Origin of the sequence: Streptomyces longwoodensis, assembly GCF_001514125.1 — a bacterium.
In the GTDB taxonomy this organism is placed as follows: Bacteria; Actinomycetota; Actinomycetes; order Streptomycetales; family Streptomycetaceae; genus Streptomyces; species Streptomyces longwoodensis.
The window spans coordinates 17039-39772 of sequence record NZ_KQ948560.1 but is presented as its reverse complement, the minus strand read 5'-3'; the positions used below and the strand labels follow the sequence as shown (position 1 = coordinate 39772).

The window sequence follows — 22734 nt, the reverse complement described above, 5'->3', positions numbered from 1 at the left end:
CGCGGGGGGCTTCATGACCGCTCCCCTCGGCTTGGGGTGACCACCTGGCGGCGCAGCTCGGTGGCCTCGCGGCGGGACAGGTTGAACTCGGTGCGCAGCTTGTCGATGGTCACGGGGCGGCCGGTCGTCGTCTCCTGCTGCCGGTTGAGGCGGCGGGCTCGTTTCAGCAGCTCACCCGGGGTGAGGGTGACCACCTCGGTGACTACCTCCCTCACCGTCTCCGCAGGCACGGCGGCGGCCGGGACGAGGGCCGCGGGGGCCAGCTCGCCGAAGGGGACGGCCGGGGGCTCGGGTGACCGCTCGCCATCGGCCGGGGTGACCGCTTCGGGGGTCGGCTGGACGGGCATCTTGCCGGTCAGGTCCCGGCGCCATGAGGGGAGCCAGAACACCGCGTCGTCGAGCGACGGGATGACCACCGGTGCGGGCTCGCGCGGCTCGACGGGCGCGGGCCGGGTCACGATCGGCAGCAGCCGCACCCCCGCGGGCACCACCGGCGGCCGGGCCGGCGGAAGCTGCGGCCGCTCCTCGGGCACCCGCTCGACGGTCACCTCGACCTCGTCCTGCCACGGCGAGGGCAGGTCGATCGTGGCCAGCGCCGTGGCGTGACGGCGGGCGGCGAGCAGGTCGAGGAGCTTGGCTCGCTGCTCCGTGCTCGCGCCGGCCTGCGCCTTGCCGACGGCCACGGACAGGCGTCGCTCGACGCGGGCTCGGCCGCGGGCGCCGGGCTTCATCGTGGCGAGCTTCGCGGCCAGGGCGACGGCCCGCACGGTGGCGCGGTCGCGGCTGATCTGCTCGGCGGTGCGGTCGCGGACGGCGAGGCCGAGCCGGGACAGCAGCCGCTCCCGCAGTTCGCGGGCGAGCAGGGCGGGCAGGCTCGCGGACTCGGCGTCCGGCTGGCGGTGGCGCAGCTCGATCCCCATGGCCAGGTGCCACAGCAGCGCGGCCAGGATGGGGCCGACGACCGCCCGCACGGTTCCGCCGACCGGCCCGGACTCCGAGTACGCGGGGATGACCTGCACCCCGGTGATGACCCACACCAGCAGGCCGGGCGTGCCCGGGGCGCCCTGGGTGCGCAGGTTCTGGCGGGCCATCAGCGCGCATGCGAACAGGGCCAGCTCGGCGGCGGCGAACATCACCGCGCGCTCGCCGGGCGAGGCCATGCCGAGGTAGTCGGCGGCGAACCGCCACGAGGTGTCTGCGCTGTAGGCGGTGCAGGCCGCGGCGGCGAGCGAGGCCACGATGACAGCGGCCGGCGCCCGGCGGACCGCGCGGCGGCCGGTACGGGCGAGGACGACCGCGGCGACGAGAGCGGCCAGGCTGGCGGCGAGGGACGTGAGCGGGTGGGCCTGCGTCCAGACGATGAGGTCGCGGGCGGTCACCGGCGCTCACCTCGCTCCGCCTCGATCGCGGCCATCAGGCTACGGATACGGCAGTTCAGCGCGAACGCCGCGGACCGCATGTCGTGGTCGTCGTGGATGTTCAGGCCGGCGGTCTCTTCGAGGATCTGCCGGGTGACGGCGAGCTCGACGTCGAGGCTGGCTGGTGTGGTGGGCGCCCTGTTCGGGTCGAACAGCGGGTCGTAGGCGGTCACCGGTGCTCACCCCGGAGGGTGGTGAAGTCGAACCGTTCGCCGCAGCGCGATCCGGCCGTCGTCGTGCGGTACGCCAGCAGGTCGCCGATCCACTCGGTACGGGCCTGCCCGGCGTGGTCGTCGCAGGCGTAGACGGCGAGGTCGAGGCTGCCGTGCGCGAGTCCGTCACGGGGGCTGTAGCCCTCGTAGCGGACGGTGGCCGGGGCGCCGCAGCCGGGGCCGACAGGGGTGTGCGGCGCCGCCGGGGGCTGGACGGCGCGCGGTTCGGCGTCAAGGGCGCGGAGGAGCAGGCGCAGGGCCTCGCGGAGCGAGAGGACCTGGTCGCTGTCGAGCAGCTGCTGGGCGACGCTGATGGCGACGTCGAGGTCGCTGGGCTCGGTGGCCGGCGGGATGGGGGCGGCCGTGGCGCTCGGGGTGTACCGCGCCAGGCGTGCGGCGGCGCGTTGCTGCTCGCCCTTGGCGAAGTCCTCGCGGGCGAGGCGGTGCAGCTCAGCGACGGCAGGGGTGATCGCCCGCGGGCGGTGGGCGATAGGGTTCCGCTGGGTCATGAGGAGGTTCGCTCTCTCTCGTGATCAAGTGCCCGGGGCGTGGCTGCGCTCCGGGTGCGTAGAGGGTCGGATGGCGCGCGCGCCGCCAGGTGTTCCAGCACCTGGCGAGCTGCTGTCCGGCCCTCGCCTTATTCGGTTGTGTACTTCTTGATCGCGTTCGCGACCGCCGTCCAGCTGAGGCCGAGAAGCTTCGCCAGCGCGTACACGCTGCCCAGTTCCTCGGCCCCGTCCTTCAGGGCGGCCGCTCTTCGTCTGCGAGCCGCTTCCGCTTGGGTTTCGAGCTGTTCCAGCAGCTCATCCTCCGCGCGGAGGCGGTCCCGCCATGGGGGCGTTTCCACCTCTCCGAGGCTATCACACGGGGGGTTATGCACAACCCCCCGTGTGACATCAAGCCGCGTCCGGCTGGAAGTGGCGAAGAGTCAGGTAGTCCTCGGGTCCGTAGACCGTGCCGCACCACCCGCACGTCAGCCGGGTCTCACCCGGCATGCGCGAGATGACGGCGCCGCAGACGATGCCTTCACCGACCAGTGCCACGCAGTACCCGATGCGCTGCGGCCGCGGCTCCGGGTCGCCGACGACGGAACGCACGGCGCTGTTCAGCTCGGCGACCTCACGCGCGAGGTCGCCGGCGGCCGGATACTGCATCACGATCCAGTCCAGCTCCTGGGCCAGCCAGCGGCAGTCGTCGTCCAAACGCGCGGGTGGGGTGCCTTCACGGTGAGGCCAACGCACCCGGCGGACGTCAGCCCGCCAAGAGTGGATCACCTCTGTCGCACGGGCCCAGTTCACTGTGTCGATGACGTCCTCGTTGATGGGGGAGCGGGGGCCGGCCGCCGCGTGGGAGGCCACGATGTCTCCCCACCCAGTCCGCCGGGGTACGAGACACTCGATCACCTCGCGGTAGAGGGTGGGGAGTTCACGCAGCCTCGCGGCCAGCTTGTCCTTGTGCCGGTTGCACAGGTAGCCGCTGGCCGCGTTGCCGCACATGTCGCAGGTGTTCACTGGTGGCTTGCCTCGTAGTCAGGCTGGTCGGGGCCGGGTCCGGCGATCGCCGCCCGGAGGCTCCGTGCGTAGGGCAGGTCCGCCGCGTCGCGGTGCTCCCACCGGTAGGCGAGCGCTTGCAGGCGGCCGAGCGCCCTGACGGCGGCGCGCATCTGGTCGTACAGAGAGTCCAGCTCGTCGCTGGTGATCGTGTCGACGGAGGGACGCGGTGGCTTCGTGGATGCCTCGCCCGCGAGCGCGGCTTCCACCGGCTCGGTCAGCGGTCCCGGGATGAGCACGCACCCCAGGCAGTACCGGCCGACGCGTCCGGCCGTCGGATGCTGGTCGCAGCCACCGGGCTCGGGCTCCACGACGATGTGCTGCTTCCGGCTCATGCGTTCTGGTCCTTCCCTGAGTGGTCGTGCTCGGCGCCGGCCGACGTCCACCAGCGTTCGCAGCAGGCGGCGGAGAGCGCGGTGGTGATCTCGTCCGCGCTGAGGCGTCGGCGGGGCAGGGGCGGCCGGGCGGCGCGCTCCAGTTCGGCGCGGAGGTCGTACGCCTCGGCTTGGTGCCGGTGGCGGGCGACGAGGGCGGCGACCAGAAGCAGGGCGCAGGCGCCGAGCGCGGCGGCTTCCGCGGTGCGGTCCTGCTGCCAGCTGCGGGTCGCACCGTGGGCGAGGAAGAGAGAGCCCGCCGCGTAGAGGAGCGGCAGCAGGGCCGCGGCCGCGCGCCTCACGGCTGCACCTCGGCGTCCCACACGATGCGGGTGGCGCCCTGGTGGCCGTGGATGGCTTCCGCGTCGCCCAGGCGGTCCCAGTGCACGGTGGAGGGCCGGTTACCGCGCCAGCGGATGCTCACCGTGCCGTCGGGCCAGAGGACTCCGTCGGCGACCCGGCCGGTGCCGGACACGCCAGAGACGTCGTGGTCGCGCTGAAGGTGGAAGGTCCGGGGGCCATAGGCCTGGTCTGCGGATCGCTGGACTGGCACTTTCCCGAGCAGCTTGCGCAGCAGGCAGGCCACGCTGCGCGCGCCTCGCGCGGCTTCGATGCCTGCTACCTCTTCGAGGCGGTGGCCTTCCTCGCGGGCCACGTCGATGGCTTCCCGCAGGACGGTGGCCCGGTCGGTGGGCGCGGGCAGCACCGCCAACACGACGTCGGCGCGGCGCAGGAAGATCTCACGGTCCAGCGGCTGTTCGTCCGCCCACGACACGGTGGGCGGCGGCGTCTGGTCCTGGTGGAGCGCCTCGGCGATGCGGTCGCGGAGCGCGGCCCGGTCTGCGAGGTACGCCCGGAAGTCGGCGACGGCCTGGCGGTCGCCGTCGGTGAGCTGGGCGCGCGGGTCGTTGCCGCAGCGGGGGCGGAAGTTGCGGTCGGTCATCGGGTTCTCCGTTCCGGGTGGCTGGTCAGGCAGACGGAGCGTCGGGGAGCCAGTGCACTCGGCGTTGCTCGTCGAAGTGCACGTGCTCGGCGTGCTTGGTGACGAGGGAGCACGTGTAGGGAGCGCCCCCCTTCGGGTCGGGTTCGGTGGCGGTGCAGGGGACGGCAGGAGGGCCGTCGGTGAGGGTGGTGCGGATGCGGGCGGTCGCTGCCCGGATGTCCGGGTCGGTGGTGGCGGTGTCGATGGCGTCGCATTCCGCGCGGATCGCTGCGGCGACGGCGGCGGCCTGTTCAGCTGCGGCACCGCGGGCCTGAAAGGCGCTGGCGGCGCGCGGGCGGCGGCGGGGCTGGTCGGTCATGGTCTGGCTCCTGGGTGGTGTGGGATGGTCGGGGTGCCGGCCCGGCGCGATATCAGCGCGCCGGGCCGTCCTGTGACTCACGCGGCCAGCTCGGTGAAGCAGCCGCAGCCGCCCTCGTCGAACAGGTCCAGCTGGTCGGGCTGCTCCTCGATGCGCCGGCGGAGGGCTGCCAGGGTGAGCGGCTTCGTCGCCCCGCCGCGCCGGTCGCGGAGGATCGACACGTCCTTGCCGAGCAGGCGCCGCATCTTGGCCTCGGCAGCCTCAGCGCGGGCGTACCGCTCCGGGAACACCTCCAGCAGCCGCACCCACGTGGTGCTGGCCGTGCCGTGTTCGGCGATGACGTGGCGGGCGGTGGCCCAGCTGGTGATGCCGCCGGACCACATGACGACGTGATGGGTGGTCATGCTCGTCCTCCGTTGGCCAGGCGCAGCAGCACGTCGGCGTGGCACGGGTCCGTTGTCTTGCACCAGCACATGAGGTCCCGGCCCGCCAGCTCGCGGCGCGCCTGGGCGACGAGATCAGCCTGCCCGGTCTCGCGAATCCACCGGCTGTAGCGGTCCACGGCGTCGGCACGCGCGGCAGCACTGTCATCCCAGCGACCGAGCTTTCGGCCCTTGTACTCGACAGCCCACATGTCCAGCAGGCCGCCCCGTTGCGACGCGGCCGGGGCGAGCATGAAGGGGTTGCCCCAGCGGGAGCCGCGGCCGACGTACACGGCGCTGGCGGGTGCGCGCCAGCCCTTGGTGCGGCGCCGCTGGAGCCGGCGGGGCTCGGTGTCGAGGGCGATCTGTCGGGGTGTCATGTGGTCCGGGGGTCCTCTCGGTAGTGCGCGCGGGGGCTGGGGTATCCGGATCGGATCGTTGGCCGGTGGTGGTGTTGGTGGGGGGTGTGGTTGGCGGCTGGTCAGGCGGGAGCGATGCGCTGCCGCCCGGCGTCGGTGATGGACACCCGCTGGCCGCCGATACTGGAGACGCGTTCGGTGCGGATGTAGCCGGCCTTCTCCAGCGCCACCCAGATGCCGATGGACGCTCGGTGTCCGTCGCGGGAGGCGACTCGCCAGACGCGGCGCAGGCCGTCGTCGTAGATCAGCGAACCGTCGTGCTTGGCGATCTCCCGGAGGAGGCGCAGGGCGGTCGCGCCGTCGGCGGACGGCTTCGGCCGGGCCTTCTTCGCGGCCTGCTGCGTCTTGTGCTGCTCCTCCAGCTCGGCGGCCAGCTTCTGGCCGGCCTCGGTGATGCGCACCGGCGCGGAGTCATTGCCGCCGTCGTCCACCAGGCCAAGGCCGGTGAGCGGCCAGAAGGTGCGCATGTTGTAGGTCATCAGGGTGTTCGGGTGCGAGTACCGGCCGCGGGGGGCGTGCCGGAACAGGACGCCGGCGCCGGTGTCGTACTTGGCGATCTCTCGCAAGAGCTTCTGCGAGGCGGGGCTGAGGTCGGTCATCGGTTCCTCCGTGATGTGATGGGTGGAGGTCCGGGCCTGATAGCGACAGGCCCGGACCGCTACGCGGCGGTGATCAGCTGGGCCAGGACGCGGCTCACGCGGTCCTGGTCGATGAGGTCGGCGACGTCGCCGGCGGTGCTGCCGGTCGGCACGCGGATGCCGAGGCGACGGCACAGGCCCAACTGCTTCGGGCTCGGCTTGCCGGACCGCCACCGGGCCTGGCGCACGACGAACGCGGACGGCGCCAGCACCTTCGCCTGCTGCTCCAGCCACGCCAGGGCCTCCGGCAGCGGCCGGGCCACGTCGTCCTTCGGTGGGTGCACGCCGTCGGCCTGCGTCCAGCGGCGCATCCGGTACAGCCGGGTCCCGGGGTCGCGCTGCAGGAAAAGGAACATCGCGCCGGTCAGGCGGATGAACCACGTGCCGTCCTCGGTGCGCAGCCACCGGATCGCGGACGAGCCGAAGAGGTTGATCTCCTCGGCCTCGACCCGGGCGGCGAGCGCGCGCCGCTTCTCGGCGGCCGCGTGCTCCTCGGCGACCTGCTTCAGGCTCTTGCCTGCCTGGGCCTCGCCGATCTCCCGCTCGGTCAGGTCGACCATGCTGGCGAGCCGGTGGCGGGACGCGGCGCCCATGACGTCCAGGAGCAGCGCGTTCTGCTTCCCGGGCGCCGGGCGCAGGCCGCGGCCGACCATCTGCACGTACAGGCCAGCGCTCTTGGTGGGGCGGGCGACGACGATGCAGCTGGTGTGCGGGGCGTCGAACCCCTCGGTCAGGACCATGCAGTTGGTGAGCACCTGCACCTCGCCGGCCTCGTAGCGGGCGAGAGTCGCGCGCCGCTCGTCCCGGCCCATGTCGCCCCAGACCGGGGCGGCCGTGATGCCGACGGCGCGCAGCGATGCGGCGGCCTGCTGGGCGGTGGCCACGGTCGGGGTGAAGACGACTCCCGGCCGGTCGGCAGCGTGCTCGGCGTACGCCTTGGCGATCGCGTCCAGGGCGCCGGAGTCTTCGAGGGCCTTGCCCAGCTGTCCCTCGACTAGGTCGCCGCCGCGGGTGCGTACCTTGTTGAGGTCGAGGGTGTCGACCTTGATGGACATGCCGCGGACGTCGCACAGGTAGCCGTCGCTGATCATGTCGAGGATGTCGAGCCGGTACACGACGTCCTGCCAGACCTCGGCCAGGCCGCCGTCCTCGCGGGTCATCGTGGCGGTGAAGCCGGCCGTCGGGACGCCGTCCCAGGCGCCGAAGTGGCGCAGCACCTCCATGTAGGTGCGGGCGGCCGCGTGGTGGCACTCGTCCACGATGATCAGGCCGATATCGCGGATGGCCTCGCGCCGCTTGGCCACGGCGAGGGTCTGGACGCTGGCGACGATCACGTCGGCGTCGGCGTGGTCGTCGCGCTGGGCCTTGACGATGCCGACCCGCAGCATCGGGTCGACCGCCAGCAGCTTGGAAGCGGCCTGCTCGATGAGCTCTTCGCGGTGGGCGATGACGAGGGCGCGGCGGCCGCCGAGGCTGTCGAGCATCTGGTGGGCCAGGTGGGAGAAGACCACGGTCTTGCCGGCGCCGGTGGGCAGGACGACGGCCAGACGGTTCTGGCCGTCGGCCCACCCCTTGCGCAGCGCCTCGATGGCCTCGACCTGGTACGGCCGGGGGGTGAAGGACATGGGTCACCTCGATTCAGTGGGTGTGAGGAGAAGGCGGTACGCGCTGCGTACCGGCTGCGTACCGGCTGCGTACCGGGGTGAAAGTGCCTCTGACCTGCTGTTATCTCTCGGACTAGAGGGAGTGGTACGCAGGTACGCAGGAACAGACACAGGTCGATGTGTGTGCGCACGCACGCCCGCCCGCACGCGCACGCCCACGCCTGAGGGGTGCCATTTCCGGGCGACTGCGTACCGCCCCCCGAGGGGCACCTGATACGCGTCTGACCTGCGGTGACTGGTGGGACTTGGTGGTACGCACTCGGTGCGTACCACCCCGGTGGCGGGCCTCATGCCGCCACCTCGTCGTCGCCGAAGGGCATGCCCTCCGGGGTGAAGGCGAGGCACTTGGCCCGGACGCCGTCGAAGCGGCGGGGCACCAGGTGCGCCGGGCGCTGGCTCTTCAGCGTCTTCAGGTAGCCGTCGTCGACCCAGCTGCCGACCACGGCGTCCAGCGAGTAGTCCGCGTCCGCCAGGATCTTGCGGACGCGCTCCGGCAGCAGCGCCACCTCGGTGACGCCGTCCTTGGTCGACAGGACGCCGAGCCAGCCGGAGTACGGGGGCTTCTCGTGCATGGCCGCGCGGGTGACGCTGAAAAGCTCGTGCGCGTGGCCTGCCACGTACTCCCGTACGACGTCCAGCGCCATGTCGGGCCGCTTGTCGGTGGGGTTGTGGGCGGTGAACAGCCCTCGCCAGACATCGTGTCCGAGAGGCTCGTAGGGCAGCAGCCCGATGCGGCAAGCGAGGAGCTCGGCGAGCGCGAGGACGGCGACCATCGGCGCGCGCCGCTGGGTCATGTCGCCGGAGCCGCGGAACTCGTCTACCAGCGTGCGGTGGTGTTCCTTGAGCCTGTCCCGCCCGTTCGGCTGCGCCAGGCCGCTGAGGATGTACTGGATGAACTCCGGCCCGGCGTGCCCGTGGTGGGCCAGGACGCCCTCGCGGACGGCGGCCGCCGTCGCGCCACCTCCGTCGCCGAAGGGGGCGATCGTGGTGCCGAGGATGCGGGCGGCGGCGCCCTGGCTGGTCGTGAAGGACAGGGCCGGCCGCTCGCCGGAGGACAGGAGGATGGTCTCCCAGGGCAGCATGTTGCCGAATGCGCCGCCGCTGCGGGCCTTCCCGTGGTTCATCGGGAGCTGGTACAGCACCTCATCGATGAGGGTGTCGTCGGTGACGGCCATCGTCTCGTCGAAGACGGTGACGATGCCCCGGACCAGGTTCAGCCGCTTCTCGATCGCGTACAGCGTGGTGCGCCAGTTGCTCATCGCGGAGGCGTGCTCGGACGGGTCGGCCCACACGGAGAGCGCGCACTGGAGCGCGGTCGTCTTGCCCTTGGTGGACCGGCTGGAGATGTCCAGCGTGAAGCTGTTCAGGCCGAGCGGCTTGAGCAGCGGGGCGGCGAGCGCGGCCGCGACGGCCACGCGCGGCACCGGGAAATCGGCCAGCTGGCTGATGGTCTCTCGCCAGCCGTCCAGCCCGCCCTTCCTGGCGTGCGCACGTGCCGGGCCGCGCTGCTCCTCGAAGGGGACGTCGACCTTGATGCCGTCCTCGGGGGAGCTGACGAACGTGCCGTCGTCCTGCCAGCCCAGCCAGCGGGCCAGCTGCTCGGACGGGATGCGGCCGACGTTGGCGGCCTCGAACTCGGCCAGCCACCGCTCGACCGCCCGGGCGTCGCCCTCGACCGCCGGGAGCCCGGCCGAGCCCAGCGTCTCGATCAGCTTGCGGCCGCGCTTCGCGGTCTCCGTGGGCGACGCCCGCGGCGGTGGCAAGTTCGCGGCTGGTGATCGGTTCACCGGTGCCGGTGCGCTCCATCAGGAGCTTCAGACGTTCGGGGCTGTGGACGGCGTACAGGGTCGGGGGTGCGCTGTTCTCGTTGCTCACATTTACCTCATAGACCAGAACGTTCGACTCGTTGAACGTGAGCGAGAGCATTTCATGGGTTGAACAGAAAGTCCAGTACGTCGAATGAACGGGGGCGCACGTCGGTAACCGGCCAATGACTCCGTGCTACCTAGCGAGGGACCCCCGACATGCTGAACACTTTGTTCGGCGTGTTGAATGAACGCCGCAACTGACCTGCCCGTACGTCGGGATGACGTCGCAACCCCCTGAACGGTCCATGATTCACACACAGCACAGGAGTGGCAGGATGAGCAGCATGGCTGCTATGGACAGAGGCTCAGGTGAGATGGTGAGTGGTCCTGAACAGAGGACCCAGCTAGCGGACCTCATTCGCACGCGCCGCGCCGAGCTCGGCGAGTCGCTGGACACCTTCTCCGCCCGTGCGGTGGATCCAGTCAGCGGCGTACGCGTCACACGTGGCTGGATCTACCGCCTCGAGCGCGGGGACAAGATCACGCCACCCGTGTATGAGGAGCTGGCAGCGCTCCAGGCGGCCACTCGCCTGCCTATCGAGCGCATCCAGGATGCCGCCGGCGCGCAGTTCCATGGCGTGGACCCCCTTCGCTCAGGAACGGGGGAATCGGTCGCTTACGTAAGGAAGCTGGACTCCCTACGTCCTGACCAGCGCGATCTGCTGCTTAGCCTGATCGACTCCATGACCCCCCCGACGCATCCCGGTGATCAGTAACGCATGCGCTCACCTATGCATCACCCTGGGTGAGGGTGCCGAGCTGCCTGTAGATATCTGAGATGGGTGGTGCGATCATTGCCGGGCACCAGATGGACTCGAAGGCGCTGGTCTATGTGGTGACTCGAACATGTGAGCGAGGGATGGGGGAGGCTGGTGGAGTCGCAGACTTCGTGGTTCTTCTTCGACGAGCGCGTACCAGGAGAACAGGTGGTGGTACCGGTCAAAAATGGCCACGGCCTAGGGTGGGCCATCTGCCCGACGGCTACGCCCGAGCAGATCGTGGAAGCCCTCAATGCGACCATGCGGTTTGTTTTGGGGGTCGGCCTGCTTCGGCTGGGCGACACTGAGAAGCCGCCCGACGAGGAGCGAGAGGAGTAAGCACGATGCCGTCAGCCCGCCGCGCAGGGAGTATCTACCGACGCTGCGAGTGCCGCGGCACCGACGGCAAACTGCTCGGGGCCGCCTGCCCCAAGCTCAAGCGCAAGAACCACGGCGCCCCGGGGATCCGCCAGGAGCTCCCGCCGGACGCTGAGGGGAAGCGCAGAACGTTCCGACGCACCGGGTACGGCAGCGTCGCGGAGGCCCAGGGCGACCTGTCCCGCCTGCAGGCCATCCTCGATCTCGCTGGCGATGACCCGGACGAGCAGCGACGCGTGGGCGATCTACTCGCCGACATCGCCCGGCGCCGCGCGGACATCCCCGAGACTTCCGAGGTGCAGCGCCGACTGGGCGTCGGCGTGCCGCTCGACGGCAAGATGACCGTGGCCGAGTGGCTCGACCGCTGGATGGCCACGAAGAAGACCCGGACGACGACGAACGCCGGCTACGGCTCGCACATCCGCGTCCACCTGAAGCCGCACCTCGGCCACCTGCGGCTCGACCGCCTCACCGTCGGGCATGTGCAGAGCATGTTCGACGCGATCGCCGACGAGAGCGACGTCATCAGGGCCGAGAACGCCGCCCGCCGCGAACAGGAAGCGCGCGCCAAGTGGACGATGCCCGGGCGGCCGCCGGCCAAGGCGCGCGATCGCCTGACCGCCGAGCGGGCGAAGCTCGCCGAGATGAAGCCGTACCGGAAGACGAACGGGGTGGCCACCAGGCACGCGATCCGCCGTACGCTCCGGGCGGCGCTGAACAAGGCCATCGCCGAGCAGCTGATCACTTTCAACGCCGCGGCGCACGTCGAGCTCGGCTCTGGCGCGCGGCCCAAGGGGCTGCTGTGGACCGCCGAGCGCGTCGCCCGCTGGCGTGACACTGGGGCCGTACCGAGCCCGGTCATGGTCTGGAGCCCGGAGCAACTCGGCGCCTTCCTCGACGCGGCGGAGGACAGCAGGCTGTACGCCTTCTACCACCTGGTCGCTCACCACGGCCTGCGCCGGGGCGAGGGGGTCGGCGCCGACTGGGCGAACGTCCACCTGGACATCAACCCGCCGCGGATCGACGTCCTCACGGAGATCGTGGTGGACGGCTGGACCCCCATCGAGACGGTCCCGAAGACCGACAGCAGCATGTCGGCGGTGATGCTGGACCGCGAGACCGTCGCGGTGCTGCGCGAACACCGGGCACGCCAGGACGCCGAGCGCGCCGCCCGGCTGCGAGCCGGGAAGACGTGGGTGGACACCGGCAAGGTGTTCGCCGCCGAGGACGGCAGCTGGCTGCACCCCGACGCGGTCAGCAAGGAGTTCAAGCGGATCGTGGCGGCGGCCGGCCTGCCGCCCATCAACCTGCGGGACCTCCGGCACGGCGCGGCCGCGCTCGTGAAGGCCGGCGGCGGCGACATCGACGACGCCAGCAAGAAGCTGCGGCACTCCACGATCGTGCTGACGGCCGACACCTACATGTCGCTCTTCCAGGAGTACGAGCAGGACCTGACGGAGCGCGCGGCCGCGGCGGTACCGCGGGCCCGGCGAGGAACGCGGCAGGCCCCCGCTCAGGACGCTGTCCCGGAGCAGGGGCCTGGCAGCCCGCAGCAGCATGCGGATACTGGTGAAGCCACGGTACGGCGCAGCACTGACAGCGGGTAGGTACGGGCGTAGACTGGAGACTCAGGCAAGGGCCTCTGACCTGCGGGTCGGGGGCCCTTCTTGCTGGCCCCGTGCTGGCCCGGAAGTCGCATTGCGGTGCGGTACGAGGCGGTACGAGACAAGGTGAGCGGGATTGCTCAGCGGGCGAGACTCGGCCCCTGAGCTGGGTGTTACGGCACGACGCGATGCCCGGCGGTACAGCGCGGTACGAGGCGCCATGAGCGCTCAGCAGACTTTTAATCCATTGGTTGTGGGTTCGAGTCCCACACGGCCTACGACACCGCCCCGGTCCGGGGATTCCCGGACCGGGGCGCGGTGTTCCCGGGGTCCGGCCCCGCTACCCCTCGCCGTCCCGCCGCACCAGCAGGTACGACCGTCTGCTCGGGTGCTCGACCCCGGGGTACGCGGCCCGGTCGAGGTGGGCCGTGACCGTGAGGCCCGCGTCCGTGAGGGACGCCGTCTCGGTGGCCGGGTCCAGGAAGTGGAAGGTGAGGTCCACCGGGTGGTCCCACCAGTCGCTGAAGTGGGCGGACTCGCCGGGACGGGCGTCGGCGGTGCTGGTGTGGAAGGCCAGCAGGGCGTGGCCGCCGGGGCGCAGGACGCGGGCGAACTCCGCGTAGGCGGCGGCCCGTCGGGGCGGGTCGAGGTGGATGAGCGCGTACCAGCACAGCAGCCCCGTGAGGCTGCCGGAGCGCAGCGGCAGGGCGGTCATGTCGCCCACGGCGAGGGGCAGCCCGGTGCCGCGGCGGGCCACGGCGCACATCCCGGGGGAGAGGTCGAGGCCCGTCACCGCCACGCCCCGGTCCGCGAGGTGGGCCGTCGCGTGGCCCGGGCCGCAGCCGACGTCGGCCACCGGGCCGTGCCGGGTGACTTCGGCGAAGGCGTCCAGGAGGGCGCGGTCGAGGGGCTTGCCGGGGAGTTCGGCGCCGATGTCGGCGGCGTAGCGCTCGGCGACGGTGTCGTAGCTGCGGCGGGTCGCCGGGGCGGCCGGATTCTGCTGCGGGGGAGGCGGGTTCGTCACGCCCGAGTGCTTACCCCCGACCCCGGGGTCCGTACGCCGGGCCGGACCGGGCGGCGCCGGCCGGGGGCCCAGCCCGCTCAGCCCGCTCAGCCCGCGTGCAGGTCCGTCAGGTCGCCGAGGGGCAGCGTGTGGCTGGTCTGCAGCACCTTGGCACGCAGGTAGCGGACGTTGTGCGGGGTGGTGAACACGCCGGTCGGGACGCGGTCGTGCACGTCGATGTCCAGCGCGCGCAGCTGCTCGGCCTTGTCGGGGTTGTTGGAGAGCAGGTCCAGGCGGGTGACGCCGAGGGCGCGGAGCATCTGGGCGGCGGCCGTGTAGTCGCGGGCGTCCTCGGGCAGGCCGAGGGCGGCGTTCGCCTCGTAGGTGTCCAGGCCCTGGTCCTGGAGGGCGTAGGCGTCGAGCTTGTTGTAGAGGCCGATGCCCCGGCCCTCCTGGCGCAGGTAGAGCAGCACGCCGCCGCGCTCGGCTGTGCGCTCCACGGCCTCGCGCAGCTGCGGGCCGCAGTCGCAGCGGGCCGAGCCGAAGACGTCCCCGGTCAGGCACTCGGAGTGCAGCCGGACCAGGGGCGTGCCGCCGGGGGCGGGATCGCCGAGGACGACGGCGATGTGCTCCCGGCCGTCGACGAGGCCGTCGAAGGTGACGAGGTCGGCGTCGACGGCGTAACCGTCGTGGAAGCGCAGCGGGACCCGGACGCGGGAGCGCGGCGTGGCGGCGGTGAGGTCAGCGGGCATGCGGTTCTCCGGGTCCTGGGCGGCGTGCCGCCCTCCTGCTGCTTCAGATTTGAAGCAGATCCTCGGAGCCCGACCCTACCTGTGCTTGAAGTTTGAAGCAACGGGCTTCCGGTCCGTCCCGCCGCGCTCACGCACAGGGCGTCGAGCGCCGCTTCCACGGCAGGTCCTCCGGGCCGCCCCCGTCCTGCGTGCCGTCCACCAGTCCGCCCGCGATCCGCGTACAGATCTCCTCCAGCTGCCCCACCTGCTCGGGGCTGAGCCGGTCGAACAGCGACGCGCGGACCGTCTCGACGTGGCCCGGCGCGGTGCGCTCCAGCACCGCCATGCCCTCGTCCGTGAGGGCGGCCACGCTGCCGCGCTTGTCCGACGGGCACTGCTCGCGCCGCACCAGTCCGTCCTTCTCCAGCCGGGCGACCGCGTAGGTCAGCCGGCTGCGGGTGATCTTCGACCGCTCGGCGAGGTCGGTCATCCGCAGCCGCTGTCCGGGCGCCTCGGAGAGGTTGGCGAGGAGGGAGTAGTACAGGTGCGGCATGCCGGCGTCCTGCTGGAGCTGCCGGTCGAGCGTGTCCTCCAGCAGGAGGGTGGCGGCCATGTAGGCGCGCCAGGCACGCTGCTCGTCGGAGGTGAGCCAGCGGGTCGTCATGCCACCAGTGTAGGTTTGCTTCAGATTTGAACCAAGGCTGTCGTCCCGGGAGACCCCCCGTCGCGCCACGCCGCCGGTCCCGCCCGTCCCACGAGAGAGCGCGCGCCCCATGCCGTACCCGTACGTCCTGCTGTCGGCCGCCGTCTCGCTCGACGGCTTCCTCGACGACACCGGCCCGGAGCGGCTCCTGCTGTCCAGCCCGGCCGACTTCGACCGCGTCGACGAGGTCCGCGCGTCCGTCGACGCCATCCTCATCGGCGCCGGCACCCTGCGCGCCGACAACCCGCGCCTGCTGGTCAACTCCGCGGAGCGCCGCGCCGCCCGGGTCGCCGCCGGCCGGCCCGCCTACCCGCTCAAGGTGACGGTCAGCGCCTCCGGCGACCTCGACCCGGTCGCACGGTTCTGGCACACGGGCGGCGACAAGCTCCTGCTGACCACCGACCGGGGCGCCGACCGCGCCCGCGCCGCCGGGATCGCCGCCGACGTGGCCGCCCTCGGACCCGGCCTGGACTGGCGCCGCGCGCTGGAGCACCTGCACGACGTACGGGGCGTGCGCCGGCTCATGGTCGAGGGCGGCGGCACGATCCACACCCAGCTGCTCCAGCAGGGCCTCGCCGACGAGCTCCAGCTCGTCCTCGCGCCCCTGTTCGTCGGCGACCCGGACGCCCCCCGCCTCTTCGGCCCCGGCGCCTACCAGGGCGGACGGCTGCGGCTGGTGGAGACGCGGCGGATCGAGGACGTCGTCCTCATGCGCTACGAGCCCACCGCCCCAGGCACCGGCCCGCTCCCCTCCGCCGCCGACCGCCGCTGGCTGGCCCTCGCCTGCGACCTGGCCGACCGGTGCCCGCCCTCGGACACCGCGTTCAGCGTCGGCGCCGTGGTCGTCGCCGCCGACGGCACCGAACTGGCCCGCGGCCACTCCCGCGAGGGCGGCGACCCGGTGGTGCACGCCGAGGAGGCCGCCCTGGCCACGCTCGGCCCCGACGACCCCCGCCTGGCCGGCGCGACCGTCTACAGCAGCCTCGAGCCGTGCGCCCGCCGCGCCTCCCGCCCGGCGCCCTGCGCCCGGCTGATCCTCGACGCGGGGGTGCGCCGGGTCGTCACGGCCTGGCGCGAGCCGGACACCTTCGTCGAGGCGGCGGACGGCAGCGGGCTGCTGGCGGCGCACGGCGCCGACGTCGTCGTACTGCCCGAGTACGAGGAGCGGGCCAAGGGGCCGAACCGGCACCTCCTGGGGTGAGCGCGGTGCCCGTCCAGGGCGCCCTGGACAACCGTTTCGCTTTTGGTCCCGCGCATGGCGTACAGTGGAGTCACCGACGCGGGGTGGAGCAGCTCGGTAGCTCGCTGGGCTCATAACCCAGAGGTCGCAGGTTCAAATCCTGTCCCCGCTACTGAAGACCGAGGGCCGGAATCCGAGAGGGTTCCGGCCCTCGGTGTTTCCGCCGCCTCTCGCCTGCACTCACTCTGCGTGAGTGCACGACCGCCCTTCGCATCACAACTGAGTCACTATCAAACGACCTGTGACTACTGATCTCTTCCCCTGGGCACAGTGATCCCCCGCCAACTCGCCCGTTTTTCCCCGGTCGTGGCAGGAAAGTCCAGGTCAAAAATGTTGTTGATCAAGCGGAACGGCTTGGAAAGCTGCCTCCGTGTCTATTAACGTTCGATAACGCAGCGCGGTCGTCCCAGCCGTCACCGAAGGCGGCTCCGTGCGCACGCGCCGAATCCCGCGAGGGAACCGGGGAACCACCACCTTGGGGTGAATCACGCGGAAGCCGCCGCCCACCAGCGGCCGGTATACGCGCGTAGGAGACCTTCTCGCTCCGAACCCGTCAGCTAACCCGGTAGGCGACGGAAGGAAAGGAGCACGCCCGCGTGGCGTCCAACCGGCCTGCCCCAGAAGCCCCCTCCCTGCCGAGCCAGCGTCCCTCCGAGACGTTCGCCTACGGCGGTCAGCGCGTCGACGAGGGCCCCTGGGAGGAGTGGAACCCCACCGCGGACTCCCTCCGTCCGGTACGCGGCCGGCACCGCGTCGCCAAGCAGCGCGGCGGACTCGCCCGCAGCTCCACCGTCCTGGGTGTCGGTGTCATCGCCGCCGTCGGCGCGGGCGGCATGGCCAGCGCCAACACCGGCAAGCCGCCGGTCTCCATCTCGCTGCCCGACCTGCCCTCCGTCGGCTCGCTGATCTCCGACGACGAGGTCCCGCAGGAAGCCGCCCCCGCGGCGCTGAGCACCTTCGGCAGCACCGCGGACGACACCGTGCAGGGCACCGCCGACGCCGGTGAGGCGCTGCGCACCCGGATCATGGCGCAGGCGGAGTCGCAGCAGACCCAGGTCGACACCAAGGCGCTCGCCGCCGTCGAGGCCGCCGCGGCCAAGGCCGAGGCCGACGCCGCCGCCCAGGCCGAGCAGGAGGCCGAGGCCAAGGCCGCCGCCGCGAAGAAGAAGGCCGAGGAGCAGGCCGCCAAGGTGGCCGAGGCCGCGCGCCTGGCCGAGCTGGCCAAGCAGTACACGCTGCCGACCTCCTCGTACACGATCACCTCGACGTTCGGCCAGGCCGGTTCGATGTGGTCCTCCGGCTACCACACAGGTCTCGACTTCGCCGCGCCCACCGGCACCCTCATCAAGGCCGTGCACAGCGGCACGATCACCGAGGCGGGCTGGGCGGGCTCCTACGGCTACCGCACGATCCTCACCCTCGACGACGGCACCGAGCTCTGGTTCTGCCACCAGTCCTCGATCAGCGTCAGCGTCGGCCAGAAGGTCGGCACCGGCGACGTCATCGGGCGCGTCGGCGCCACCGGCAACGTCACCGGGCCGCACCTGCACCTCGAGGTCCACCCCGGCGGCGCGGCCACTGGCATCGACCCGATGGCGTGGCTGCGCGACAAGGGCCTGACTCCCTGACCCGACCCCGACCTCACCTCGGCCTGCCCCCTGATCCGTCCCTGATCGGGTGGCCAGCCGGGCACCGGGTTCCCCGGACCGGACGGCCCATGCACCGGACCGCGCAACCGGCGGCGGCCGCTCCGGTTTACGTGAAGTTTGCGGGCCGACGGGATGACCGCCCCCCGGCCGGTCGTTGGAACAGGGCATGACTGCTCTGCGCAAGCTCGGTTCCTCCGACCTCGAGGTCTTCCCGCTCGCCCTCGGCGGCAACGTCTTCGGCTGGACGGCCGACGAGGCCGTCTCCTTCGCCGTCCTCGACGCCTACACCGCGGCCGGCGGCAACTTCCTCGACACCGCCGACTCCTACTCGGCCTGGGTCGACGGCAACAGCGGCGGCGAGTCCGAGACGATCATCGGCAAGTGGCTCGCCTCCCGCGGCAGGCGCGACGACGTCGTCATCGCCACCAAGGTCAGCCAGCACCCCGACTACCAGGGCCTGACCGCGGCGAACATCAAGGCCGCCGCCGAGGCCTCCCTGCGCCGCCTGGGCACCGACCGCATCGACCTCTACTACACCCACTTCGACAAGCCCGAGGTGCCGGTGGAGGAGATCATCGGCGCGCTCGACGACCTGGTGAAGGCGGGCAAGGTCCGCCAGATCGCCGCGTCCAACATCTCCCCCGAGCGCCTCGGTGCCTCCCTGGCCTTCTCCGACCGGGAGGGCCTGGCCCGGTACGTCGCCCTCCAGCCGCACTACAACCTGGTCTCCCGTGACACCTACGAGGGCGCGCTGCGCGACCTGGCCGAGCGCGAGGGCCTGGCCGCCGTCCCCTACTACGCCCTGGCCTCCGGCTTCCTGACCGGCAAGTACCGCCCGGGCACCACGGTGGACAGCGCCCGGGCCGCGGGTGCGGGCAAGCACCTGGACACCGAGCGGGGCCGCCGCGTCCTCACGGCGCTCGACGAGGTCGCCGCCGCCCACGAGGTGCCGGTCGCCACGGTCGCCCTGGCCTGGCTCGCCGCCCAGCCCACGGTCGCCGCCCCGCTCGCCTCGGCCCGGACGACCGACCAGCTCCCGGACCTGCTGGCGCTGGCGGACCTGGAGCTCACGGACCAGGAACTGGACGCGCTGACGGAGGCGTCGGCGTAGGGGCGCCCGCCGACGTCACGTCCGGTACGGGTTGTACGCGGGGTGCGGGCCCGCCGGGTACCCGTACCCGTGTCCCGGTGGCTGCACCGGGGCGTGGTGGTGTCCCGGCGGCTGCGCGTACCCGTGGCCCTGTCCCGGCGGCTGCGCGTACCCGTACCCGAAGCCGTGGGGCGGCCAGGCCGCCGCGGGGAGCGGCATGGGGGCCGCCACCCGGCCCGCGTGCTCCAGCGCGGGCCGGGCGACCTCACGGCGGCGCCACAGCTCGTTCAGCAGCTCGCCCTCGCGGACGACGAAGTCGGCGCCGGCCCGGCCCAGCCGCCCCCGGTGCCGCAGGAACGCCAGCGAGGTCGCGTAGGCCTCGTACTCGGCGACGGCCCGGGCGGCGGGCGTGCCCCCGTGGTTCTTGGCGAAGGTGCGCGCGAGCCGACGTGCCCGCATCGAGCCGAGCGCGTACGGCTCGGCCGGGGACAGCCACCCGGCGACGGCGTAGGCGGGCAGTTCCTCGCGCACCGTGTGCAGCTCACGCTGCCGCGTCCACACGACGAGCCAGGTCAGCACCGCGAACGTGGGCACCATGAAGGCGCCGTAGACCGCGAAGAAGCCGAACTCCCCGAAGGTGGAGGAGCCGTTCCAGAAGGCGTGCATGCCCATGGCGAGCAGCAGCCCGGCGAGCGGCAGCAGGACGCGCCGCACGTGCTGGCGCTCGCCGGAGAGCGCGGCGATGCCGAAGCCGATGCCGGTCAGGACGGTGAACAGGGGGTGCGCGAACGGGGACATGACGACGCGCACGAAGAAGGTCGCGGCGGTCACCGAGGGGATGCCGCGGTCGCCGGTGAGCTGGTCGGTCCCGAAGGCCGTGCCCAGGTAGAGGATGTTCTCGGTGAACGCGAACCCGGTCGCGGTCACCCCGGCTATGACGACGCCGTCGACGATCCCGGTGAAGTCCCGTCTGCGGAAGAGGAAGACGAGCAGCACGGCGGCGGCCTTGGCGGACTCCTCCACCACCGGCGCTATGACGGTCGCGCCCAGGGTGTCCGCGCCGGAGGGGTCGGCGGTCGCCGTCGCGATCCACTTGGTGGCGAAGCTGTTGGCGACGATCGCGATGAGCGCGGCCGCGCAGGCGCCCCAGGCGAACGCGAACACCAGATTGCGCCAGGGCCCCGGCTCCACCCGGTCCAGCCACCGGAACGCGGCGATGAGCAGCGGTACGGGCAGCACGGCCAGGCCCAGGCCGACCAGGAAGCCCTCGGTGCCGGTCTGTTGCCGCACCAGCGCGAGGATCACCAGCCCGGACAGGGTCAGCAGGGTGATGAGGGCGCCGTACCGCACCCAGGTGCGCTGCCACCAGTGCGCGTGCCGGAGCGCCCCGCCCCCGGCGGGACCGTCGGGAGGGGTCGGGTACGGGTACGGGGGACTGATGGCCACGGCATCGACCCTAACGAGGGACGGCGCCGCCCGCGACGGTGCCTCGACGGGCGCGGAGCGGGCGGTGCCTTGACGGGTGCGGGGTGGTACGGCGGCGGACGGACGGTCAGCGGTGCTGTACGCGGCGGAACAGCAGATCGTTCACCACGTGGCCCTTGTCCAGGCCCTGGCCCTCGAAGCGGGTCAGCGGCCGGAAGCCGGGCCGGGGCGCGAACCCGCCGCCGGGCTGGGTGTTCTCGAAGTCCGGGTGGGCGTCGAGCACCTCGAGCATCTGCTCGGCGTACGGCTCCCAGTCGGTCGCGCAGTGCAGGACCGCGCCGGGCCGCAGACGGGTGGCGGCGAGCGAGAGGAACTCGGGCTGGATGAGTCTGCGCTTGTGGTGGCGCTTCTTGGGCCAGGGGTCCGGGAAGTAGACGCGCAGCCCGGACAGCGCGTCCGGGGTGAGCATCTCGCGCAGCAGGATGATCGCGTCGCCGTTGGCCACCCGGACGTTGGTCAGGCCGCCGCGCTCGGCGAGTGCCAGCAGGTTGCCCTGGCCCGGGGTGTGCACGTCGACGGCGAGGATGTCGGTGTCCGGGTCGGCGGCGGCCATCTGCGCGGTGGCCTCGCCCATGCCGAAGCCGATCTCCAGCACGACCGGGCGGTCGTTGCCGAACAACTCGGCCAGGTCGAGCACCCGCTGCCCGTCGATGTCCAGGCCCCACTTCGGCCACAGCCGCTGCAGGGCGTCCGCCTGCCCGGCCGTGACCCGGCTGCGCCGCGGCTGGAAGCTCCGGATGCGCCGCTCGAAGTGCGACCCGGCGGGGTCCGCCTGCGGCCCGTCGGGAAAGCGCGGCTCCCCCTTGGGCCGCGTGTGCCGCACGGACACACCGGGACGGTGCCACCGCTCGTCGGCGGCGGTCCGGGGGGCTTCGGGGGAGTTCAGCGAGTCAGACACAGTGGGACCGATTTTACGGGGCGGCGGACCGGGGGCACGGCGGACCGTCCCCGGCCGGGCTGCGGGCACCTCCACGCGCGCGTCACTCCGCCACCCTCACGCGGACTCCAGCACGGTCAGCGCCCGGCGGGCCACCTCGCGGCCGATCGGCAGGGACGCCGTCGCGGCCGGGGACGGCGCGTTGAGCACGTGCACCGCCCGCTCGCCCTCGCGGATCAGGAAGTCGTCCACCAGCCCGCCGTCCCGCAGCACCGCCTGCGCCCGCACGCCGGCGCCGGCCCGCACCAGGTCCTCTTCGCGCACCGCGGGCAGCATCCGGCGCACCGCCGCCACGAACGCCCCCTTGGACACCGACCTGCGCAGCTCCCCGAGTCCGTACCGCCAGTGCTGCCGGCCCATCCGCCACGCCCCGGGCCACGCCAGGGTCTGGGCGACCTCCCCCGGCCGGACGACCCCCCACCCGTACCCCTCGCGGGCGAGCGCCGGCACCGCGTTGGGGCCGACGTGCACGCCCCCGTCGATCCCGCGCGTGAGGTGCACGCCGAGGAACGGGAACGCCGGGTCGGGCACCGGGTACACCAGGCCGCGCACCAGCTCGGTCCGCGCCAGCTCGTAGTACTCCCCGCGGAACGGCACGATGCGCACCTCGGGCTCGTCCCCGGTCAGCCGGGCGATCCGGTCGCAGTGGAGCCCGGCGCAGTTCACCAGCACCCGGGCGCGCACGACGTCCCCGCGCGCGGTGCGCACGGCCACCCCGAGTCCGGCCCGCCGGTCGACCTGGACGACCTCCGCGCCGTACCGGATCTCCGCCCCGGACGCCTCGGCGAGCTGCCGTGCGACGGCCCCGTAGTCGCAGATCCCGGTCGTCCGCACGTGGATCGCGGCCAGGCCGCGCACCTCGGGTTCGTACTCCGCGATCTGCGCGCCGCTCAGCTCCTGGACCGGGATGCCGTTCTCCCGGCCGCGCTGCACGAGCGCGTGCAGCCGCGGCAGCTCGTCCCGCCCGGTGGCGACGATCAGCTTGCCGGTGACCGCGTGCGGGATGTCGTACTCCGCGCAGAACTTGACCATCTCCGCGGCGCCCCGCACCGCGTACCGCGCCTTGAGCGACCCCGGCCGGTAGTAGATCCCGCTGTGGATGACCCCGCTGTTGCGCCCCGTCTGGTGACGGGCCGGCGCGCTCTCCTTCTCCAGCACGGTCACGCGTGTCCCCGGCGCCGCCCGCGTGATCGCGTACGCCGTCGACAGCCCGACGATCCCCCCGCCCACGACCAGCACGTCACCGTCGTACGCCGTCCCGGCTCCCACCAGGCACCACCTCCCGCTCCC

The 22734-nt window shown here is 72.5% G+C and carries 26 protein-coding genes, 1 tRNA gene and 1 riboswitch; of the genes, 7 read left to right on the top strand and 20 right to left on the bottom strand.

The features are described 5' to 3' along the window. Positions 1-11 precede the first annotated feature (11 nt). The 14 genes from AQJ30_RS27475 to AQJ30_RS27410 form a co-directional block, all read right to left on the bottom strand. Entirely contained in the window at positions 12-1379 is a 1368-nt protein-coding gene (locus AQJ30_RS27475) for a hypothetical protein (protein ID WP_245727155.1), read from the bottom strand. Next, the gene (locus AQJ30_RS27470; protein WP_067239360.1) at positions 1376-1591 is read right to left on the bottom strand and encodes a hypothetical protein; all 216 of its coding nucleotides are present in this window, start codon (positions 1589-1591) and stop codon (positions 1376-1378) included. Before AQJ30_RS27470 ends, AQJ30_RS27475 begins: the two co-directional genes overlap by 4 nt. Continuing rightward, entirely contained in the window at positions 1588-2139 is a 552-nt protein-coding gene (locus AQJ30_RS27465) for a hypothetical protein (protein ID WP_067239359.1), read from the bottom strand. Before AQJ30_RS27465 ends, AQJ30_RS27470 begins: the two co-directional genes overlap by 4 nt. A gap of 128 nt (positions 2140-2267) precedes the next feature. Continuing rightward, positions 2268-2477 carry a hypothetical protein gene (locus AQJ30_RS27460; protein ID WP_245727154.1) on the bottom strand — a complete coding sequence of 70 codons (210 nt, stop codon included), beginning with the start codon at positions 2475-2477 and terminating at the stop codon, positions 2268-2270. A 49-nt stretch (positions 2478-2526) separates the two neighbouring features. Beyond that, the gene (locus AQJ30_RS27455; RefSeq protein ID WP_067239355.1) at positions 2527-3126 is read right to left on the bottom strand and encodes a hypothetical protein; all 600 of its coding nucleotides are present in this window, start codon (positions 3124-3126) and stop codon (positions 2527-2529) included. A gap of 11 nt (positions 3127-3137) precedes the next feature. Further along, entirely contained in the window at positions 3138-3515 is a 378-nt protein-coding gene (locus AQJ30_RS27450) for a hypothetical protein (protein WP_067239354.1), read from the bottom strand. Further along, positions 3512-3856, bottom strand: a complete 345-nt coding sequence (locus tag AQJ30_RS27445; protein WP_067239352.1) for a hypothetical protein — start codon at positions 3854-3856, stop codon at positions 3512-3514. Before AQJ30_RS27445 ends, AQJ30_RS27450 begins: the two co-directional genes overlap by 4 nt. Next, complete coding sequence (locus AQJ30_RS39575) at positions 3853-4497, bottom strand: hypothetical protein (RefSeq protein ID WP_245727153.1); 645 nt, start codon at positions 4495-4497, stop codon at positions 3853-3855. The genes AQJ30_RS27445 and AQJ30_RS39575 overlap by 4 nt, the downstream gene beginning before the upstream one ends. Before the next feature lie 25 nt (positions 4498-4522). Continuing rightward, positions 4523-4855 (bottom strand): hypothetical protein, encoded by a 333-nt coding sequence (locus tag AQJ30_RS27435; RefSeq protein ID WP_067239351.1) that lies wholly within the window; start codon positions 4853-4855, stop codon positions 4523-4525. A 77-nt stretch (positions 4856-4932) separates the two neighbouring features. After that, positions 4933-5259, bottom strand: coding sequence for a hypothetical protein (locus AQJ30_RS27430; RefSeq protein ID WP_067239349.1), 327 nt, complete (start codon positions 5257-5259; stop codon positions 4933-4935). Beyond that, positions 5256-5657: a DUF4326 domain-containing protein gene (locus AQJ30_RS27425; RefSeq protein ID WP_067239347.1), complete on the bottom strand. Its 402-nt coding sequence runs from the start codon at positions 5655-5657 to the stop codon at positions 5256-5258. The genes AQJ30_RS27430 and AQJ30_RS27425 overlap by 4 nt, the downstream gene beginning before the upstream one ends. Before the next feature lie 101 nt (positions 5658-5758). Further along, a complete protein-coding gene (locus AQJ30_RS27420) occupies positions 5759-6295 on the bottom strand; it encodes a hypothetical protein (RefSeq protein WP_067239346.1) in 537 nt (178 codons plus the stop codon). Positions 6296-6354: 59 nt separating this feature from the next. Then, on the bottom strand, positions 6355-7959 hold the full coding sequence (locus tag AQJ30_RS27415) for a DEAD/DEAH box helicase (RefSeq protein ID WP_067239344.1): 1605 nt from the start codon (positions 7957-7959) through the stop codon (positions 6355-6357). 326 nt (positions 7960-8285) lie between these two features. Further along, positions 8286-9785, bottom strand: a complete 1500-nt coding sequence (locus AQJ30_RS27410) for a DUF927 domain-containing protein (RefSeq protein WP_079084333.1) — start codon at positions 9783-9785, stop codon at positions 8286-8288. A gap of 356 nt (positions 9786-10141) precedes the next feature. Here AQJ30_RS27410 and AQJ30_RS27405 point away from each other — a divergent pair, with 356 nt between their 5' ends. The 3 genes from AQJ30_RS27405 (at position 10142) to AQJ30_RS27395 (ending at position 12609) form a co-directional block, all read left to right on the top strand. Continuing rightward, the gene (locus AQJ30_RS27405) at positions 10142-10582 is read left to right on the top strand and encodes a hypothetical protein (protein WP_067239340.1); all 441 of its coding nucleotides are present in this window, start codon (positions 10142-10144) and stop codon (positions 10580-10582) included. 156 nt (positions 10583-10738) lie between these two features. Next, positions 10739-10963 carry a hypothetical protein gene (locus AQJ30_RS27400; protein WP_067239338.1) on the top strand — a complete coding sequence of 75 codons (225 nt, stop codon included), beginning with the start codon at positions 10739-10741 and terminating at the stop codon, positions 10961-10963. A gap of 5 nt (positions 10964-10968) precedes the next feature. Then, positions 10969-12609 (top strand): site-specific integrase, encoded by a 1641-nt coding sequence (locus AQJ30_RS27395; protein WP_067239336.1) that lies wholly within the window; start codon positions 10969-10971, stop codon positions 12607-12609. Positions 12610-12946: 337 nt separating this feature from the next. Here the strand turns inward: AQJ30_RS27395 and AQJ30_RS27390 are convergent, their stop codons facing one another. The 3 genes from AQJ30_RS27390 to AQJ30_RS27380 all read right to left on the bottom strand — a co-directional run bounded on the left by AQJ30_RS27390 (position 12947) and on the right by AQJ30_RS27380 (position 15004). Further along, a complete protein-coding gene (locus AQJ30_RS27390; protein WP_067239333.1) occupies positions 12947-13630 on the bottom strand; it encodes a class I SAM-dependent methyltransferase in 684 nt (227 codons plus the stop codon). A gap of 86 nt (positions 13631-13716) precedes the next feature. Continuing rightward, positions 13717-14361 carry a GTP cyclohydrolase II gene (locus AQJ30_RS27385; protein WP_067239331.1) on the bottom strand — a complete coding sequence of 215 codons (645 nt, stop codon included), beginning with the start codon at positions 14359-14361 and terminating at the stop codon, positions 13717-13719. Positions 14362-14488: 127 nt separating this feature from the next. Then, on the bottom strand, positions 14489-15004 hold the full coding sequence (locus AQJ30_RS27380; RefSeq protein ID WP_067239329.1) for a MarR family winged helix-turn-helix transcriptional regulator: 516 nt from the start codon (positions 15002-15004) through the stop codon (positions 14489-14491). A 109-nt stretch (positions 15005-15113) separates the two neighbouring features. Here AQJ30_RS27380 and AQJ30_RS27375 point away from each other — a divergent pair, with 109 nt between their 5' ends. The 4 genes from AQJ30_RS27375 (at position 15114) to AQJ30_RS27360 (ending at position 19043) form a co-directional block, all read left to right on the top strand. Continuing rightward, a complete protein-coding gene (locus AQJ30_RS27375; RefSeq protein ID WP_067239327.1) occupies positions 15114-16244 on the top strand; it encodes a dihydrofolate reductase family protein in 1131 nt (376 codons plus the stop codon). 77 nt (positions 16245-16321) lie between these two features. Further along, positions 16322-16395, top strand: a tRNA-Met gene (locus AQJ30_RS27370). 317 nt (positions 16396-16712) lie between these two features. Next, a riboswitch (cyclic di-AMP (ydaO/yuaA leader) is annotated at positions 16713-16870 on the top strand. A 9-nt stretch (positions 16871-16879) separates the two neighbouring features. After that, a complete protein-coding gene (locus AQJ30_RS27365; protein ID WP_067239326.1) occupies positions 16880-17911 on the top strand; it encodes a M23 family metallopeptidase in 1032 nt (343 codons plus the stop codon). Between the two features lie 187 nt (positions 17912-18098). Then, positions 18099-19043, top strand: coding sequence for an aldo/keto reductase (locus AQJ30_RS27360; RefSeq protein ID WP_067239324.1), 945 nt, complete (start codon positions 18099-18101; stop codon positions 19041-19043). Positions 19044-19058: 15 nt separating this feature from the next. Here AQJ30_RS27360 and AQJ30_RS27355 read toward each other — a convergent pair whose 3' ends face one another. The 3 genes from AQJ30_RS27355 to lhgO all read right to left on the bottom strand — a co-directional run bounded on the left by AQJ30_RS27355 (position 19059) and on the right by lhgO (position 22713). Continuing rightward, positions 19059-20468 carry a PrsW family intramembrane metalloprotease gene (locus AQJ30_RS27355; RefSeq protein ID WP_067239323.1) on the bottom strand — a complete coding sequence of 470 codons (1410 nt, stop codon included), beginning with the start codon at positions 20466-20468 and terminating at the stop codon, positions 19059-19061. 106 nt (positions 20469-20574) lie between these two features. Next, positions 20575-21405 (bottom strand): tRNA (guanosine(46)-N7)-methyltransferase TrmB, encoded by an 831-nt coding sequence (gene trmB / locus AQJ30_RS27350; RefSeq protein ID WP_067239321.1) that lies wholly within the window; start codon positions 21403-21405, stop codon positions 20575-20577. Positions 21406-21501: 96 nt separating this feature from the next. Further along, positions 21502-22713 carry an L-2-hydroxyglutarate oxidase gene (gene lhgO / locus AQJ30_RS27345; protein WP_245727152.1) on the bottom strand — a complete coding sequence of 404 codons (1212 nt, stop codon included), beginning with the start codon at positions 22711-22713 and terminating at the stop codon, positions 21502-21504. Positions 22714-22734 lie beyond the last annotated feature (21 nt).

Coding starts and splice junctions, on each gene's coding strand:
- AQJ30_RS27465 (WP_067239359.1), bottom strand. CDS start 2,139: ATGACCCAGCGGAACCCTATCGCCCACCGCCCGCGGGCGATCACCCCT.
- AQJ30_RS27455 (WP_067239355.1), bottom strand. CDS start 3,126: ATGTGCGGCAACGCGGCCAGCGGCTACCTGTGCAACCGGCACAAGGAC.
- AQJ30_RS27450 (WP_067239354.1), bottom strand. CDS start 3,515: ATGAGCCGGAAGCAGCACATCGTCGTGGAGCCCGAGCCCGGTGGCTGC.
- AQJ30_RS39575 (WP_245727153.1), bottom strand. CDS start 4,497: ATGACCGACCGCAACTTCCGCCCCCGCTGCGGCAACGACCCGCGCGCC.
- AQJ30_RS27435 (WP_067239351.1), bottom strand. CDS start 4,855: ATGACCGACCAGCCCCGCCGCCGCCCGCGCGCCGCCAGCGCCTTTCAG.
- AQJ30_RS27430 (WP_067239349.1), bottom strand. CDS start 5,259: ATGACCACCCATCACGTCGTCATGTGGTCCGGCGGCATCACCAGCTGG.
- AQJ30_RS27425 (WP_067239347.1), bottom strand. CDS start 5,657: ATGACACCCCGACAGATCGCCCTCGACACCGAGCCCCGCCGGCTCCAG.
- AQJ30_RS27420 (WP_067239346.1), bottom strand. CDS start 6,295: ATGACCGACCTCAGCCCCGCCTCGCAGAAGCTCTTGCGAGAGATCGCC.
- AQJ30_RS27415 (WP_067239344.1), bottom strand. CDS start 7,959: ATGTCCTTCACCCCCCGGCCGTACCAGGTCGAGGCCATCGAGGCGCTG.
- AQJ30_RS27405 (WP_067239340.1), top strand. CDS start 10,142: ATGAGCAGCATGGCTGCTATGGACAGAGGCTCAGGTGAGATGGTGAGT.
- AQJ30_RS27395 (WP_067239336.1), top strand. CDS start 10,969: ATGCCGTCAGCCCGCCGCGCAGGGAGTATCTACCGACGCTGCGAGTGC.
- AQJ30_RS27385 (WP_067239331.1), bottom strand. CDS start 14,361: ATGCCCGCTGACCTCACCGCCGCCACGCCGCGCTCCCGCGTCCGGGTC.
- AQJ30_RS27380 (WP_067239329.1), bottom strand. CDS start 15,004: ATGACGACCCGCTGGCTCACCTCCGACGAGCAGCGTGCCTGGCGCGCC.
- AQJ30_RS27375 (WP_067239327.1), top strand. CDS start 15,114: ATGCCGTACCCGTACGTCCTGCTGTCGGCCGCCGTCTCGCTCGACGGC.
- AQJ30_RS27360 (WP_067239324.1), top strand. CDS start 18,099: ATGACTGCTCTGCGCAAGCTCGGTTCCTCCGACCTCGAGGTCTTCCCG.